General features: G+C 67.5%; 15 protein-coding genes. 5 read left to right on the forward strand and 10 right to left on the reverse strand.

What is annotated here, in order from left to right; all coding sequences use genetic code 11:
- Positions 1-9: 9 nt before the first annotated feature.
- The 7 genes from H2037_RS06770 to H2037_RS06800 form a co-directional block, all read right to left on the reverse strand.
- A complete protein-coding gene (locus H2037_RS06770) occupies positions 10-1,566 on the reverse strand; it encodes a response regulator (protein ID WP_292119432.1) in 1,557 nt (518 codons plus the stop codon).
- A gap of 69 nt (positions 1,567-1,635) precedes the next feature.
- The gene (locus H2037_RS06775; protein ID WP_292119435.1) at positions 1,636-3,258 is read right to left on the reverse strand and encodes a YifB family Mg chelatase-like AAA ATPase; all 1,623 of its coding nucleotides are present in this window, start codon (positions 3,256-3,258) and stop codon (positions 1,636-1,638) included.
- A gap of 61 nt (positions 3,259-3,319) precedes the next feature.
- Complete coding sequence (gshB, locus tag H2037_RS06780) at positions 3,320-4,276, reverse strand: glutathione synthase (RefSeq protein ID WP_292119438.1); 957 nt, start codon at positions 4,274-4,276, stop codon at positions 3,320-3,322.
- Between the two features lie 91 nt (positions 4,277-4,367).
- A complete protein-coding gene (locus H2037_RS06785) occupies positions 4,368-4,562 on the reverse strand; it encodes a Trm112 family protein (protein WP_271164955.1) in 195 nt (64 codons plus the stop codon).
- A gap of 25 nt (positions 4,563-4,587) precedes the next feature.
- Positions 4,588-5,244: an LON peptidase substrate-binding domain-containing protein gene (locus tag H2037_RS06790; RefSeq protein ID WP_292119442.1), complete on the reverse strand. Its 657-nt coding sequence runs from the start codon at positions 5,242-5,244 to the stop codon at positions 4,588-4,590.
- Positions 5,245-5,259: 15 nt separating this feature from the next.
- Positions 5,260-6,165, reverse strand: a complete 906-nt coding sequence (gene trxA / locus H2037_RS06795; RefSeq protein WP_292119443.1) for a thioredoxin — start codon at positions 6,163-6,165, stop codon at positions 5,260-5,262.
- Positions 6,166-6,473: 308 nt separating this feature from the next.
- Complete coding sequence (locus tag H2037_RS06800; protein WP_292119444.1) at positions 6,474-7,232, reverse strand: SDR family oxidoreductase; 759 nt, start codon at positions 7,230-7,232, stop codon at positions 6,474-6,476.
- A gap of 250 nt (positions 7,233-7,482) precedes the next feature.
- Between H2037_RS06800 and H2037_RS06805 the strand changes: the two genes are divergently transcribed.
- Complete coding sequence (locus H2037_RS06805; RefSeq protein WP_292119446.1) at positions 7,483-8,772, forward strand: cation:proton antiporter; 1,290 nt, start codon at positions 7,483-7,485, stop codon at positions 8,770-8,772.
- 10 nt (positions 8,773-8,782) lie between these two features.
- On the opposite strand, the gene H2037_RS06810 is transcribed toward H2037_RS06805, so the two are convergent.
- The gene (locus H2037_RS06810; RefSeq protein WP_292119449.1) at positions 8,783-9,295 is read right to left on the reverse strand and encodes a prolyl-tRNA synthetase associated domain-containing protein; all 513 of its coding nucleotides are present in this window, start codon (positions 9,293-9,295) and stop codon (positions 8,783-8,785) included.
- Positions 9,296-9,332: 37 nt separating this feature from the next.
- Between H2037_RS06810 and H2037_RS06815 the strand changes: the two genes are divergently transcribed.
- Positions 9,333-10,100, forward strand: coding sequence for a DUF6065 family protein (locus H2037_RS06815; RefSeq protein WP_292119452.1), 768 nt, complete (start codon positions 9,333-9,335; stop codon positions 10,098-10,100).
- Between the two features lie 18 nt (positions 10,101-10,118).
- Here the strand turns inward: H2037_RS06815 and H2037_RS06820 are convergent, their stop codons facing one another.
- Positions 10,119-10,535: a Tat pathway signal protein gene (locus tag H2037_RS06820; RefSeq protein WP_292119455.1), complete on the reverse strand. Its 417-nt coding sequence runs from the start codon at positions 10,533-10,535 to the stop codon at positions 10,119-10,121.
- A 133-nt stretch (positions 10,536-10,668) separates the two neighbouring features.
- Here H2037_RS06820 and ahcY point away from each other — a divergent pair, with 133 nt between their 5' ends.
- From ahcY to H2037_RS06835, 3 genes are all read left to right on the forward strand, one after another.
- A complete protein-coding gene (ahcY, locus tag H2037_RS06825; RefSeq protein WP_292119457.1) occupies positions 10,669-12,060 on the forward strand; it encodes an adenosylhomocysteinase in 1,392 nt (463 codons plus the stop codon).
- Positions 12,061-12,084: 24 nt separating this feature from the next.
- On the forward strand, positions 12,085-13,305 hold the full coding sequence (locus H2037_RS06830) for an NAD(P)/FAD-dependent oxidoreductase (protein ID WP_292119460.1): 1,221 nt from the start codon (positions 12,085-12,087) through the stop codon (positions 13,303-13,305).
- A gap of 220 nt (positions 13,306-13,525) precedes the next feature.
- Positions 13,526-13,858 carry a zf-TFIIB domain-containing protein gene (locus H2037_RS06835; RefSeq protein ID WP_292119462.1) on the forward strand — a complete coding sequence of 111 codons (333 nt, stop codon included), beginning with the start codon at positions 13,526-13,528 and terminating at the stop codon, positions 13,856-13,858.
- A gap of 2 nt (positions 13,859-13,860) precedes the next feature.
- Here H2037_RS06835 and H2037_RS06840 read toward each other — a convergent pair whose 3' ends face one another.
- Complete coding sequence (locus tag H2037_RS06840) at positions 13,861-15,582, reverse strand: hypothetical protein (protein WP_292119465.1); 1,722 nt, start codon at positions 15,580-15,582, stop codon at positions 13,861-13,863.
- Positions 15,583-15,734: the final 152 nt, after the last annotated feature.

Below are 15,734 nucleotides of genomic sequence, written 5' to 3' on the forward strand. Positions count from 1 at the left end.
ACGCGGCGCCTAAAGGGAGGCGACCTTGGCGCGGATGTCGCGTTTCGTCCAGCGGGCCAGGGCGGCGCGCAGGGCGTCGGCGTCCAGGGGCTTGACCAGATGGTCGTCCATCCCGGCCTCCAGGCACAGGCGGCGGTCCTCGGCGAAGGCGTTGGCGGTCAGGGCCAGAATGGGGGTCTTGTCGCCGGAGGCGCGGATGGCGCGGGCGGCGGCCGGTCCGTCCATGCCGGGCATCCGCATGTCCATGAAGACCAGGTCGTAGCGGGCGCGGGCCAAGGCGGCGACCGCCTCGGCCCCGGTGGCGGCGGTCTCGACGGTGCAGCCTTCGCGCCGAAGCAGGGTGCGGGCCAGCAGGGCGCCGACCGGATTGTCCTCGGCCAGCAGCACGCGGACCCCGGCGAATCGGATGGGGGCGACCCGGTCGTCCTCGGGCGGGGGGGCGGTGGGGGACACCGCCGAATCTCCGACGCCAGGGCCTCCGCCGGCCCCCGCGGCCGCCAGCACCCGTTCGGCCAGGGAGGCGCGGCGCAGGGGTTTGATCAGATAGGCGTGGAAGCCGGCGGCGCGATAGGGGGCGATCAGCTCACGTTCCGAGGGCTTCAGCAGGACGACTCCGCGCCCGACTTCGGGCAGAGGCTGCAGTTCGCCGGGCGGGGCGTCGGCATGATCGACCAGGGTCACCTCGGCTGTCTCGGCGACACGGCCGCCGGACGCCTTGATCTGGGCGGCGGCGGCGGCTCGGACGAAGAGGTCGGGCGAACAGACGGCGACGGTGCGGCCCTTGAGCGGACGGTCGCGGGCGCCGCCGACGGCGTCGAAGGCGGCCTCGAACCGGAACCGAGCGCCGGGGCCTTCCGGTCGATCCTCGACGGTGACGGTCCCCTCCATGGCTCGCGCCAGTTTGCGCACGACCGCCAGACCCAGGCCGGCGCCGTCCTGGCGCACGGCGTCGGAGGAATCGGCATGGCCGAACTCCTCGAAGATGCGGTTGCGCGCCTCGGGCGCGACGCCGGGGCCGGTGTCGTCGATTATGAAGGCCAGGCGGGGACGGGTGCGATCGGCCGGTTCCGCGGCGGCGGCGCGTTCGACGGCGATGCGGACGCCGCCGGTCTCGGTGAACTTGACCGCGTTGCCGGCCAGATTGAACAGGACCTGTCTCAGCCGGCCCTCGTCGGCGACAATGTCGGGGGCGTCGTGCGCGATCGACCAGACGATCTCCAGACCCTTTTCATGAGCACGCGGGCTGAGCAGTTCGGCCACGCCCCGCACCAGGGCTTCCAGATCGACCGGGGCCATGTCGAACTCGAGCGCGCCAGCCTCGAGCCGGGCATAGTCCAGCAGGTCGTTGACCAGGCCCAGCAGATGCTCGGCCGACTGCCGCGCGTTCTCGGCATAGGCCCGTTGGGCGCCGTCCAGCCGGGTGCGTTGCAACAGATTGATCATGCCCAAGACGCCGTTCAGCGGCGTACGCATCTCGTGGCTCATCAGCCGCAGGAATTGCTGGGCCGGATCGGGGGCCGAGGCCGCCTGATCTTCGATATGTTTCTGCGCCGCCCGTCGCGTCATCTCGGTCTCCGTGGTCGGTGGACCTTACAGCGGACCGGTTAAGGAACCGCCTTTCCGGGCCTAGCCGGCTCACGAATAGAGAAAGGGCGCCTGGCTCAGCTCGTCCCCTCCCCGCACTCCGAGCGACGGATCGCCCCGCTGGGCCACGCGCCGATCGAAGTCGGCCTCGGCGCCGATGGAGTTGCGGCGATAGATCAGGGCCTCGGCGATATGGCGGCGCAGGACCCCGGTGCAGCCGTCCAGATCGGCGATGGTCCGGGCCAGCCGCAATGTCCGGGTCCAGCCGCGGGCCGTCAGTCCCCCGGCCTCGCCCGCCCGCATCAACAGCATCCGCCCGGCCTCGTCCGGCGTGGCGAACCGGTCCAGGGTATCGCCCGAGGCGCGGGCGTTCAGGGCCTGGGACGGGTCCAGTCCGGCCGCCCGAGCCCGGTCCTCCTGCATGGCTCGCGCGGCGGCGACGCGAGCGTGAGCCTCGGCCGTGCCCTCGGCCGGCGGCGGCAGGGCCATGTCGGCGGCGGTGACGGGCGGGGTCTCGACCGTCAGGTCGATCCGGTCGAACATCGGACCGGAGATCCGGTTCTGGTAGTCGCGCTGGCAGCGAGGCGCCTTGCCGCAGGCGCCCCGACCCGCGCCCCCCATGCCGCAACGACAGGGGTTCATCGCCGCCACCAGCTGGAACCGCGCTGGATAACGGACGTGGGCGTTGGCGCGGGCCACCACGATCTCGCCCGTCTCAAGCGGCGCGCGCAGCGAATCCAGGGCTTGGGCGCTGTATTCCGGCAGTTCGTCCAGGAACAGGATTCCGTTGTGCGCCAGGGAGGCCTCGCCCGGTTTGGCCCGCAGGCCGCCGCCGGTCAGGGCCGCCATCGAGGCCGAATGATGCGGGCTGCGGAACGGGCGGTCCCTTGTCAGGGCGCCGCGTTCGATCAGGCCGGCGACCGACCAGACCATCGAGGTCTCCAGCAGTTCCTGAGAGGTCAGGGGCGGCAACAGGCCCGGCAGCCGCTGGGCCATCATCGACTTGCCCGATCCGGGCGGGCCGATGAAAAGCAGATTGTGGCCGCCCGCCGCCGCGATCTCCAGCGCCCGCTTGGCGCCCTCCTGGCCCTTGACCTCGCGCAGGTCCGGCACGGCGCCGCCGGTCGCCAGCGGGCCAGGCTCGGGCGCGCGCAGCAGCTGGGTTCCCTTGAAATGATTGACCAGGCCGATCAGCGAGCGCGGGGCCAGGATGCGCGCCCCGCCGGCCCAGGCCGCTTCCGGCCCCGTCGCCTCGGGACAGATCAGGCCCAGGCCCAGGGCGTCGGCGGCGACGGCTGCGGGCAGGGCTCCCCCCACCCGCGCGATCTGTCCGTCCAGCCCCAGTTCACCGATGGCGGCCCAGCCGTCCAGGGCGTCGGGGGCGATCACTCCCATCGCCGCCATCAGGGCCAGGGCGATGGGCAGATCGAAATGACTGCCCTCCTTGGGCAGGTCGGCGGGAGCCAGATTGGCGATGATCCGCTTGGCCGGCAGGGCCAGGCCTATGCCGGCGAAGGCGCCCCGCACCCGTTCGCGGCTCTCGGCCACCGCCTTGTCCGGCAGGCCGACGATGTTGAACACCGTCTGCTGGTCCTGGCCGACCAGCTGGACCTCGACGTCCACACGACGGGCCTCGACCCCGTCGAAGGCGACTGTGACAACCCGCGCGACCATGACCGTTCTCCCCACCCGCAGAGAGAACGAACCATGAACTGAAATCTAATTCAAGTGGCGTTTACGCAACCTGTGCGGCGCACCTCTTCTCGATCACGTCCCACATCAGGGCCGTGGCGTCGATACCGGTGAAGGTCTTCAACTGCTGGGCGCCGGTGGGGGAGGTGACGTTGATCTCGGTCAGATAATCGCCGATCACGTCGATGCCGACGAAGATCAGGCCGCGTTCCTTCAGGGTCGGGCCGATGGCGGCGCAGATCTTCAGGTCGCGCGGCGTCAGCTCGACCGGCATGGCGGTGCCGCCGACGTGCAGGTTGGAGCGCACGGCGCCGGCCGCCGGGACCCGGTTGATGGCGCCGACCGGCTCGCCGTCGATCAGCAGAATCCGCTTGTCGCCCTTGGACACGGCGGGGATGAATTTCTGGATCACCAGCGGATCGCGGCTGCCGACGGCGTGGATCTCGATCAGGGCGTCCAGATTGGGGTCGTCGGCCCGCAGCTTGACCACGCCCGAGCCGCCGTTTCCGTGCAGCGGCTTCAGAACCACCTCGCCGTGCTTCTTGTGGAAGGCGGTCAGGGCGACGGGGTCGGCCGAGATCAAGGTCGGCGGCTGAAGACCCGGGAAGGCGGTGACCAGTAGTTTCTCGGGCGCCGAACGCACCTGAGCCGGGTCGTTGACCACCAGGGTCCTGGGATGGACCGTCTCCAGCAGATAGGTGGCGGTGACATAGGCCATGTCGAAAGGCGGGTCCTGGCGCATCAGGATGACGTCCACGTCCTCGGCCAGGTCCAGCCGGACCCAGTCGCCGAAGTCGACGTGGTTTCCCACCTCGCGCCGCACGGTGATCGGCCTGGCGCGGCAGTAGAGGCGGCCGTCCTCCAGGGCCAGGGTGCGGAAGTCGTAGACCCACAGCTGGTGTCCCCGCGCCTGGGCCGTCTCGGCCATCAGGAAGCTGGTGTCCCCGGCGATGTCGACGGCCTCGATCGGGTCCATCTGGATGGCGACTTTGAGGGTCATGCTTGGGCCTATCGCGCTTCGCGCTACTTGAGGCCCGTCAGGTGTTTGGGGCCTTTGCGTAAGGTTTGGGGTGGGCGGCGGGCGGGATGCCTTAATCCAGCTGACGAGCTTCCTCGGCCAGCATGATCGGCACGCCTTCGCGGATCGGATAGGCCAGTTTGGCGCCGGCCGAGATCAGTTCGCCCGCGTCGCGGTCGTAGGTCAGCTTGCCGCGCGTGACCGGGCAGACCAGCACCTCGAGCAGACGGGGATCGACGGACACGGGCGTGTTGAAAGCATCGCTCATTGTGGTTTCCTGAAAGCGTGGCCGCTTATTGCATGGACGGCGACGCGTCGTCACCGCCGTCGGCGGCGTCGATGCGGAGGAGGGCGGTCAGGGCCTCGGCGCGGGGCATCAGTCCCATGGCCTCCAGCAGCGCCTGTTTCTCGGCCGGTTCGAACGGCAGGGCCATCGACAGACTGTTCACCAGGGCCTCCATCGGCGCGGTCTCGGCCGTTTCCCAATCAATGTCGAGGGCGCGGTGGGCCATATAGACCCGCAGGGCGTCGAGGAAGGCGTGCCGGTCGAAATCCGGCTCTTCCGGCGGGGGCGCCAGATCGTCCTCATAGGCCTCGAAGGCGGCGCGCACCTGGCGATAGGGCGTCTTGGACGGCAGTTCGGCGGCGATGCGGAACCGCGACACACCCGTAAGGGTGATCAGATAACGGCCGTCGGAGGTCTCGGCGAAACTGGTGATCCGTCCGGCGCATCCGACGGGCGACAGGCTGGGCAGGGCCGGCGTCCCTCCCTTGGGCTGGACCAGGCCGATGATCCGGTCCCCAGCCATGGCGTCGTCCACCATGTTCAGATAGCGGGGCTCGAAGATGTTCAGCGGCAGTTGCCCGCGCGGCAGCAGAATCGCGCCGCCCAGCGGAAACACCGGGATCACCTGAGGCAGGTCGAGCGCCCTGACATAGCCCTGGGGCATGGGATCAGCCGATCTCTAGGAGAACAGGATGGAGGAGAGGCGCCGACGACCGTCCTTGGCCACGTCGGAACTCAGTCCCGCCGCCTCGAAGATCACCAGCAGCTGTTTGCGCGCCGCTTGCTCGTTCCACTCGCGGTCGGCCTTGACGATATGCAGCAGATTGTCGACCGCGCCCTTGAAGTCGCCGGCCGCGCTCTGGGCCTCGGCGAGCTCGAAGCGGGCCTGATGATCGTTCGGATCGGCCGCGACCTTGGCTTCCAGCTCCACCGAGGCGCCCGAAGGAGCTTTCGCCGCCAGCGCCAGTTGGGCGCGCACGCTCTGGACCGCCGGCTCCTTGGAATCCTGGGGCGCCATGGCGATGGTCTGGGCGGCCTGTTCGGGATCGCCGCCGGCCAGATAGACCCGCGCCATGCCGGCGATGGCCTTTTCGTTCTCGGGCTCGATCGACAGGACATGGGCGAAGGCCTGTGCCGCGCCGCCGAAGTCGTTCAGGCCCAGCGACTCCTCGCCCAGCTCCAGCAGTTGCGCCGTCTCGGTCGAACCGCCCTGACCGCCGGTCAGCTTGTCGATGAAGGCCTTGATCTGGCTGTCGGGGATGGCGCCCTGGAAGCCGTCTACCGGCTGGCCGTTGACGAAGGCGTAGACGGTGGGGATCGACTGGACCCGCAGCTGGCCCGCATAGGCCGGATTGGCGTCGACATCGATCTTGACCATTTTCACCGCCCCCTTGGCGGCGCGCACGGCCTTCTCCAGCGCCGGGCCCAGGGTCCGGCACGGTCCGCACCAGGTGGCCCAGAAGTCGACGATCACCGGCTGATGCTTCGACGCCTCGATGACGTCGGTCATGAAGGAGGCGTCCGTGCCTTCCTTGATCAGGTCGCCGGAAAGGTCAGGGGACAGGGTGGGATCGACGAGGGTCATGGCGGGTCCGTGCAAGCAATCAGTCAGGGTCAACGGCTCAGATGGCGTCGGGATGCGCCGTCATCAAGCGGTGATTTCGCCGCGTCCGGCCGCAGGCGGCGTCGGCCGGCGGGATTTCAGACCCGGGCCCAAAAAAACACAGTCTGAATCGTCTGAAATCGTCGCCGTTCCGCCTGTTGCGGCGGCGTCCCCGAGGGGGAGATGGGGCAACGAAAACGATCGTCAAGCGGACCTGTCGAATATCTGACGGGGGTGGAAGGCGGAAGTTGGCAGGTCCGCTCCAGGACCTGCCTCCCGTGCCTAATCGATCAGTTCAGACGCACCGATACGCCGCCGTCCACGATCATGGGGCTTCCGGTCATGAAGGAGGAACGATCTCCCAGCAGGAATAGCGCGGCCTGTGCGATCTCGAGCGGAGCGGCCATGCGCTTCATCGGGTGCAAACCGGCGACGAAGGCAAGGACATCGGGATTCCCTTCGCCGCCCATCGGGGTGATCGTCCCTCCCGGAAGCAGGGCGTTCACGCGCACGTTCGCACCGGCGTGATCCGCCGCGAGGGACTGCGTCAGTCCAATGAGGCCGGCTTTGGAGGCGGCATAGGCCGCCATGCCCGGCAAGCCGGCATTGCTATAACCGACGAAGGAGGATGTGAAGACGATCGAGCCGCCGCCCCGCGCGGCCAACACCGGCGCCTGGGCTTTGGCTGCGAGAAACGCGCTTGTCAGATTGGTGGCGAGCACGTCATTCCAGTCGGCAAGTTCCATCTCGCCTACCGGGCCCATAGCGCCCACCGTTCCGGCGTTGTTGAACGCGCCGTCGAGCGAGTCGAACGCGCCCAGCGCAAGATCGACCAATGCCTGTGCATAGCCTTCGTCCCGCACGTCGCCCGCCAGGTAGACGGCTTGGCCGCCCCGAGCGCTGATGCGCTCAGTGATGATTTCGAGATTGTCGCTCCGTCGCGACCCGAGAACCAGCCGCGCTCCCTCTGCGGCGAACAGGTCGGCCGCGGCCTCTCCGATCCCGCTGCTCGCACCCGTAATCACGATTGTCTTGTCCATCAGTTCCATAGGCCGTCCTTAACCGTTGACGTCGGCCGCAGGGCGCCGCCGACGAGGCTGTGGTAGCGGGAAGGACTGGATCCCTCTGGCGAGTTTCGGCCCTGCAATGGCCCGGGAAAGGCTGGGACTGTGGCTTCCGTTGCCAAGAGGAGCCCACAAGGCCGCCAGCACGCCCACCGCACCGAATCCCCATCGTCGGTAACCGGACCGGCCTTGCCGCATTAAGGGAGCGCCCTATCGTCGAGCTTGCCGGAGACCCATGCCCGATCCCTATATTCTGATCCTGTTCGTGGTGGGGGCGCTGGTCGCCCTGGTGGCCTGGCTGCCGCTGGTGTTTCGCCGCGCGCCCCTGTCGCTGCCGATCATCTGCGTGATCCTGGGGGCGGGGCTGTTCAGCCTGCCGCAGGCGGGGTTCGACCCCCTGCCCCAGACTTTTCCCGACATCACCGAGCGGCTGACCGAGTTCGTCGTCATCGTGGCCCTAATGGGGGCTGGGCTGAAGATCGACCGAATCTTCAATCTGAAGCGCTGGGGCGTGACCTGGCGGCTGCTGGGCGTGACCATGATGCTGTCGATCGCGGCGATCGTGGTGCTGGGCTGGACGGTGCTGGGGCTGGGGCTGGCCGGAGCGGTCCTGCTGGCCGGAACCCTGGCGCCGACCGATCCGGTGCTGGCGTCGGACGTTCAGGTGGGGGCGCCCCGCGAGGGGGGCGAGGACGAGGTGCGGTTCGGACTGACGTCCGAGGCGGGGCTGAACGACGGGCTGGCCTTCCCGTTCGTGAACCTGGCCATCGCCCTGGCCCTGGCGGCGTCGGGGCAGAAGACCGACTGGTTCATGGACTGGCTGACGGTCAATGTGCTGTGGGAGATCGGCGCCGGGCTGGCGATCGGCTGGGCTGTCGGCTGGCTGTTCGGCTGGCTGACCTTCACCATTCCGGTCAGCACGCGGCTGGCGGCGACGCGGGACGGGTTCATCGTGCTTGCGGCGACCTTCATCTCGTATTCGGTGACCGAGATGCTGCACTGTTACGGGTTTCTGGCGGTGTTCATCACGGCCCTGGCCTTCCGGCACGCGGATCGGGACCACGATTTCCACGTCGAGATGCACGACTTCATCGAGCAGATCGAGCGGATGGCGATGATGGTGGTGCTGGTCCTGTTCGGCGGGGCCCTGGTGTCGGGCCTGCTGTCGCCGCTGAGGCCCCTGGACGTGGCGGTCGCGGTGGTGATCGTGCTGGTGGTGCGGCCCGTGGCCGGAATGATCGGCTTCATCGGCTACAGGCGGCCGCTGCGGGAAAAACTGATCCTGGCCTTCTTCGGCATCCGCGGCGTCGGGTCCTTCTATTATCTGGCCTATGGGCTGAACGCGGCGCCGTTCGAGGGCGGCGACCGCCTGTGGGCCATCGTGGGCCTGATCTGTCTGATGTCGATCCTGCTGCACGGGATCACGGTCACGCCCGTCATGCGGTGGTTCGACAGGAGCCAGGGTCGCGACCCGGACGCCGACGCGGACGAAGCCGAGACCGCCGGGCGGGGAATGTCGGTTTGAGCCCGGCCGCTCAATCCAACGCGCCGAAGTCCAGCAGCACCGGTTGCCGCCCCAACAGATTCAGCACCCGCCGGAAGGCGGACTGATCCAGGGCGGTCGTCGCCGTATTGGTCAGGGGGTGAAAGTTGACGATGTCGGCCTCCCACAGACGGCGGTCCAGGACGAAGGTCACGCGGCGGTCCGTGTCGTTGATCAGGGCCAAGGCGGTGACCGAGCCGGGGCTGACGCCCAGGGTTTCGAACATCAACGGCTCGTTTCCGAACGACAGGCGGCCCGAACCCATTGCGACGGCGGCGGCTTTCAGGTCGATGACCGTGTCCTGTCGGGCCGAGATCAGCCAAAGACGGCCCTTATGGTCCTTCAGGAACAGGTTCTTGGTGTGGGCGCCGGGCAGGTCGGCCTTCAGGTCCAGCGCCTCTTCGACGCGGAAGACGGCGGGGTGGTCGTGGGTCGTGTGATCGACCCCGTTCTCGGCCAGCCAGGCGATCAATTTATCGCGGTCGAAAGCGGGTTCTGTCGTCATGGTTGAGCCGTCGGGTTTCGGGCGGTAGGAAAAGCTCATGATCGATACTGTGCAGACGCGCTCGCTGGAACTGGAATGCTATCCGATGACGGCGCGGCCGCCGGATCTGGTGCCCGGCCGCCAGTCGCGAAACTGGATGGACGCCTTCATCAGCCGCCACCCCTATCGCTGCCTGCCGCTGAACATGGCCAACACCACGGGGTGGGAGATCCTGTGCCCGTTCGGCTTCTCGGCCGAATGGAACGGCGGGCCGCGTCAGGAAGACATCGTCATCACCCCCGACCGGCCCCAGCACGACCTGGCCCATTTCGTCACCTCGCACTTCTCGCGCGGCGTCCTGACCATGCACCCCCAGTACCTGTTCCGCACGCCGCCGGGCTGGGGGATGATGTGTTCGGGGTCGCCCAACCACGTGAAGGACGGGATCCAGCCCCTGGTCGGTCTGATCGAGACCGACTGGCTGCCCTTCCCCTTCACGATGAACTGGATCTTCACCCGGCCGGGTCGGGTGACGTTCGAGAAGGGCGAACCCTTCTGCTTCATCAATCTGATCGAGCACAAGAAGGTCGAACAGTTCCAGCCGGTGATCCGGACCCTGGAGTCCAATCCGGTGATGAAGGGGCAGTTCGAGGCCTGGAATCGCGCCCGCACCGACTTCAACCAGCGGCTGGCCGGCGGCGATCCGGACGCGGCCAAGGAGGCCTGGCAGCGCTATTATTTCAAGGGCGAGGTGCCCGAGGATCTGGGCGCCGCCCCCGCGACCCATTCGAACAAGCGCCGCCTGAAGTCCCCGCGCGTCGGCTGACGCCGGTTCTCGGCCCGATCAGAGGGCCATCACCGTGCCCAGCAGAATACGCGCGCCGGGACGGCCCAGCGTCGTGTTGGTGGCGGCCTGAAGATCATTGGCCAGCTGGTCGATGTTCGGCACGACGCCGGAGCGCAGGCCGTTGGCGAACCGCTGAACGGCGGTCGTGTATGCGGCGCGCAGCCGGGGCGTGGACTGCTGGGCGCGGGTGCGAAGCGCAGCGTCGGGCACATCCACCCCCGCTTCGACCGAAAACACCCCACGCCGACCGTCGGGATGCAGGATCGAGGCGGTGATCACCGGCAGGCGGAAATAGCTGTCGGGCGAGACGGCGGCGGCGCCCCCGCTCGACGAAGCCCGGGCGGGGGTCGAGGCGGAGGTCGAGGCGGCGGCCGTCGCGACGACGGCGAGACCGAGAAGGGCGCGGCGTTCCATGCCCGGCATCCTGACGGCGATCGCTTAAGAAACTGCTGAGCCCCTGCATATAAGGATATCCTTATGGGTTTGTTGCTCCTTGATCCTCCACGGGCTATGAGGGCTGAAAACCCCCTGCGGCCAGGAGCCTCCCATGACCGACTACATCATCCGCGACCTTTCCCTGGCCGACTGGGGCAGGAAGGAAATCGAAATCGCGGAGACCGAAATGCCGGGCCTGATGGCCCTGCGCGCCGAGTTCGGCCCAGACCAGCCGCTGAAGGGCGCCCGGATCGCCGGCAGCCTGCACATGACCATCCAGACGGCCGTGCTGATCCAGACGCTGGAAGCCCTGGGCGCCGAGGTCCGCTGGGCCTCGTGCAACATCTTCTCGACCCAGGATCACGCCGCCGCCGCCATCGCCGCCGCCGGCACCCCGGTCTTCGCCGTCAAGGGCGAGACGCTGGAGGAATACTGGGACTACGCCCACAAGATCTTCGAATGGGCCGACGGCGGCTATCCGAACCTGATCCTGGACGACGGCGGCGACGCCACCCTGCTTTGCGTGCTCGGCCCGAAGGCCGAAAAGGACATCTCGGTCCTGGCCAATCCGCAGAACGAGGAAGAAGAAGCCCTGTTCAAGGTGATGAAACGCTACATCGCCGAGAAGCCCGGCTTCTATTCGGCCATCCGCGACGCCATCGGCGGCGTGTCGGAAGAGACGACCACGGGCGTGCACCGCCTGTATCAGATGTCGGAACGCGGCGAGCTGCCCTTCCCGGCCATCAACGTCAACGACAGCGTCACCAAGTCGAAGTTCGACAATCTGTACGGCTGCCGTGAATCCCTGGTCGACGCCATCCGTCGCGGCACCGACGTCATGCTGTCGGGCAAGGTCGCCGTGGTCTGCGGCTACGGCGACGTGGGCAAGGGCTCGGCCGCCTCGCTGCGCCAGGGCGGCGCCCGCGTGATCGTGACCGAGATCGACCCGATCTGCGCCCTGCAGGCCGCCATGGAAGGCTATGACGTCCAGACCCTGGACGATGTCGCCGACAAGGCCGACATCTTCGTCACCGCCACCGGCAACAAGGACGTCATCACCGTCGATCACATGCGCCGGATGCGTCACAACGCCATCGTCTGCAACATCGGCCACTTCGACTCGGAGATTCAGGTCGCGGGCCTGAAGAACTTCAAGTGGGACGAGATCAAGCCTCAGGTCCACCACATCGAATTCCCCGGCGGCAACAAGATCATCCTGCTGTCGGAAGGCCGTCTGGTGAACCTGGGCAACGCCACGGGCCACCCCTCCTTCGTGATGAGCGCCTCCTTCACCAACCAGACCCTGGCGCAGCTGGAACTGTGGACCAACAAGTCGGCCTATGAGACCAAGGTCTACACCCTGCCCAAGCATCTGGACGAAAAGGTCGCCGCCCTCCACCTGGGCAAGCTGGGCGCCAAACTGACGGTGCTGAACAAGGAACAGGCCGATTATATCTCCGTGCCGCAGGAAGGCCCGTTCAAGCCTGAGCACTATCGCTACTAAGCCCCTGATCCCGGAGCCGGTCTCGTGAGCCGGGCGTCGTTCGACGTCCTGGTGGTCGGGGCCGGCGCCGCCGGCATGATGTGCGCCGCCGAGGCGGGGCGGCGCGGCCGTCGGGTTCTGGTCGTCGATCATGCGGCCAACCCCGGCGAGAAGATCCGCATCTCCGGCGGCGGACGGTGCAATTTCACCAATCTGGGCTGCGGACCCGCGAACTTCCTGGGTGAGAACCCCAGGTTCGCCACCTCGGCCCTGCGCCGCTTCACCCAGCACGACTTCATCAAGCGCGTGGACCGGGCCGGCATCGCCTGGCACGAAAAGACCCTGGGCCAGCTGTTCTGCGACGACAGCGCAAAGCAGATCGTCCGTATGCTGACTGACGACATGGCGGCGGCGGGCGTGGTGCTTAAGTTGAAGACCGGCGTGGAGCGGCTGGCGCATTCTGGCGACGGCTGGACGGTCGGCCTGTCGGACGGATCCGAAGTCCAGGCCGCCGCCCTGGTCGTGGCGACCGGCGGCAAGTCGATCCCCAAGATGGGCGCCACCGGCTGGGCCTACGAGGTCGCGCGTCGGTTCGACATTCGCGTCACCGAGACCCGGCCGGCCCTGGTCCCCCTGACCTTCGAGGCTGGACTGCTGGAGACCCTGACGCCGCTGGCGGGCGTGGCCGTGGACGCCCGCGTCGCTTCGGCGCCCGAGGGGAAGGCGCCCGATACCAAGGCGCGAAAGGCGGCCTTCGATGAGGCCATGCTGTTCACCCATCGGGGTCTCAGCGGGCCGGCGATCCTGCAGATCAGTTCTTACTGGCGCGAGGGCGAGGCCATCGTGGCGACCATGGCGCCGGGGCGAAACGTCTTCGAGGAACTGAAGGCCGCCAAGGCCACGAACGGACGGCAGGCCGTGCATACGGCAGTGGGCCATATCGTGCCTCGACGCCTGGCCGAGAGCCTGTGCGCGCGGGAGGGCGTGGCGGGCAATCTGGCCGACCTGTCCGACGCCACGCTGCGGCGGCTGGAACAGGCGGTCAACGGCTGGAGCGTCAAGCCGGTGGGGTCGGAAGGCTATCGGACGGCGGAAGTCACGCTGGGCGGGATCGACACCGCCGCCCTGGACCAGCAGACTCTGGAGGCGAAGGCGGTTCCGGGCCTCTATTTCATCGGCGAGGCGGTCGATGTCACAGGCTGGCTGGGCGGCTATAATTTCCAGTGGGCCTGGTCGTCGGGCTGGGCTGCGGGCCAGGTCTGCTGACGCGGGCGGCCTGTGGCGCCGCGACGCATGGCGGAGACTTCATGCGATCCCTAGCTTGATTTGGCGGGACGGGCCCCTCTGGCGGCGTTCAGCCTGACGCTTCCCCTCCGTCAGACCGCTCGACGCGATGTCGGACCGCACGCGCGTTGACGCGACGGATTAGATCCCCCTCCGCCCGTCGCGTCGACGCGTGTTCGCAGAAACGACAATGGAGCCCCACATGCCTCTTCTAATGTGCCCGAACGACAACGCCGCCATGCAAACGCTGGATCGCGACGGGGTGCAGTTCGACATGTGCCCAACCTGCCGCGGCGTCTGGCTGGATCGAGGCGAACTGGAGAAACTGATGGCTTCAGCCGCCGAGGACGGCCGCGCCTCGGCCCCGCCCGTCGCTCCGCCGACCCAGCCCCAGGCCCAGGCCCAGCCCTGGAATACGCGGCGGACCTATGAGGATGACCGGGGGTATCGAGACGACAAATATCGCGACGATCGTCACGACGACCATCGCTACAAGAAGAAGAAGCGCGACAGCATCTTCGACATATTCGACTGACGTCAGGCCTTCACGCCCGCCGTCTGCAGCAGTCCCTGGAGCGCCGTCATCGCCTCCGGGTCCGCATTGACCGCCTGGCGTATCTCGGGGATGCGGAGCATTTTTACGGCTTCCGCGCGCGAGCGGTCAGCGACAGGCCCGAACGGCGCCGTCTCGCCATTGATCATCTTCAGCAAGGCCATGAGCTTCTGCACCGGCGTAGCCTGGGCCCGTCCGATCTGGCTCAGCAGGCCGGCGTCCGCCTCCAGGGTTCCCCCCAGGGCGCCGATCGCCGTCGATATCTCCCGTTCGTCGAGTTCGCCCAGTTGGACGGCCCGAACCGAACGCTGCAGTCGCGCCAGCACGAGCAGTTTCTGCGAGACGCTGGGCCCGCCCGGCTGCGTCTGACGCATCTCGTTTTCCAGCCTGAGGGATGTGACGCAGCCGCTCAGCCACCGCGCCGCCGCCCGCTTGTTGGCGCCGCCTGTGACGTTTTCGCAAAGCCGTGTCAGGTGTTCGGCCTCGGACAGGACGTTCGGGCAGTGCTGAACATAGTTGCCGACGAAATCGGGCGTGACCAGGCTCTTGGAGCGTTCCACGAAGGCGTTCTGGACCTCTTCCAAGGTCAGCAGCCGCCCCGCCGCCGCAGTCAACGCCATGGCGAGCGTTCGCAGGATGTCGATTTCGCCGACAGGGTCGGTAGGCCGCAACCGGCGGGGGATAGCCAGTTCTCGCGTAACCATCTTCGCCAGGGAGGCCGAAAGCACCGGGAAGGCTCCGGCCGACAGGTGGCGGCCGAGGCGAGCGGCGGGACCTTCGACCGTCGGCGTCATCAGCGCCATCTTCGGGTCGATGCTGATGAGTTTCTCGACCTCGCGAGGCGCCACCATCCGCACGATGGCGGCGAGGCTGGCGCCATGATCCAGCGATGGGCCGAGAATTTCCGCGAGGTTGGATCGCGTCGCTAGCATTTCCGCCGCGATCTGTTCGACCGTCGTCATGACCAGGGCGCGCGGCGGACCGTCGGACGGCGCGGCCTCGATCAGGTCCATCAGGCCGTCCAGCCGTTCGCGCGTTCCACGGCGGTCGGCCAGACCCTGGGCGATAACCCCGCCCATGATGAAGGCCCTGTCCGGTGTTCCGCTCAACCGGTGAGCCAGGTCGGCGATCGACTGATTTTCAAGGGAGGGGAAAGCACCCGAACGGCCGGCCTTCAGCAGCCGCGCGACGGCGTCTTCCGCAAGACGCTGATAATGTCTGACGACGCTGTGCAAATCCTGACCATTGGCCTGACTTTCCGGAACCGCGACCTTCTGGACGGCATGCTGCAACTCCACGCCGGACGCATCGAGGCGCTCCGCAAGATCCGGCCGATGCAGCAGTTCGAACGCCGTGACGCCCTGACGTTTGAGCCAATCCTCGAGCACGCGCCCGATCAGGGCTCGGGAATGGGCGGTATAGAGTTCGGGCGGCGCGCTGCATGCCGGACGGGCGTCCGCCTTGGGCTTGGGCGCCTTTTTCTTCTCTTCCGGCGCGCCGATCGTCAGGATGGTCAGACTGTTGAATTCCATCGTGTCCGGATCCAGCGTCTCCTTGGTGACGCGGGCCGCGGCGGCCAGGCTGCCTCTCAACTGGTCCTCGGCCGTCTCCAGAGCGCGCTTGCGATCCTCGGTGGCGATGAGAAGGGTCCAGGCCGCCGGAACGGTCTTTCGGATGTAGACTTCGTAGTGGATCGGTCCTGCCATGCCGACCAATCTAACGGTCAAGCCATTAAAGCCGGGTTTTCACGGTGAATTTTCATTGCGCCGACGGAGGCGAACCCGTCTATCGTTGAAACAGACGGCTTGGCGGCCCATCTGCCTTAGCCCTAATGTGACCCAGATCGAACGGTTACGCT

This window comes from Brevundimonas sp. (assembly GCF_013912065.1).
In the GTDB taxonomy this organism is placed as follows: domain Bacteria; phylum Pseudomonadota; class Alphaproteobacteria; order Caulobacterales; family Caulobacteraceae; genus Brevundimonas.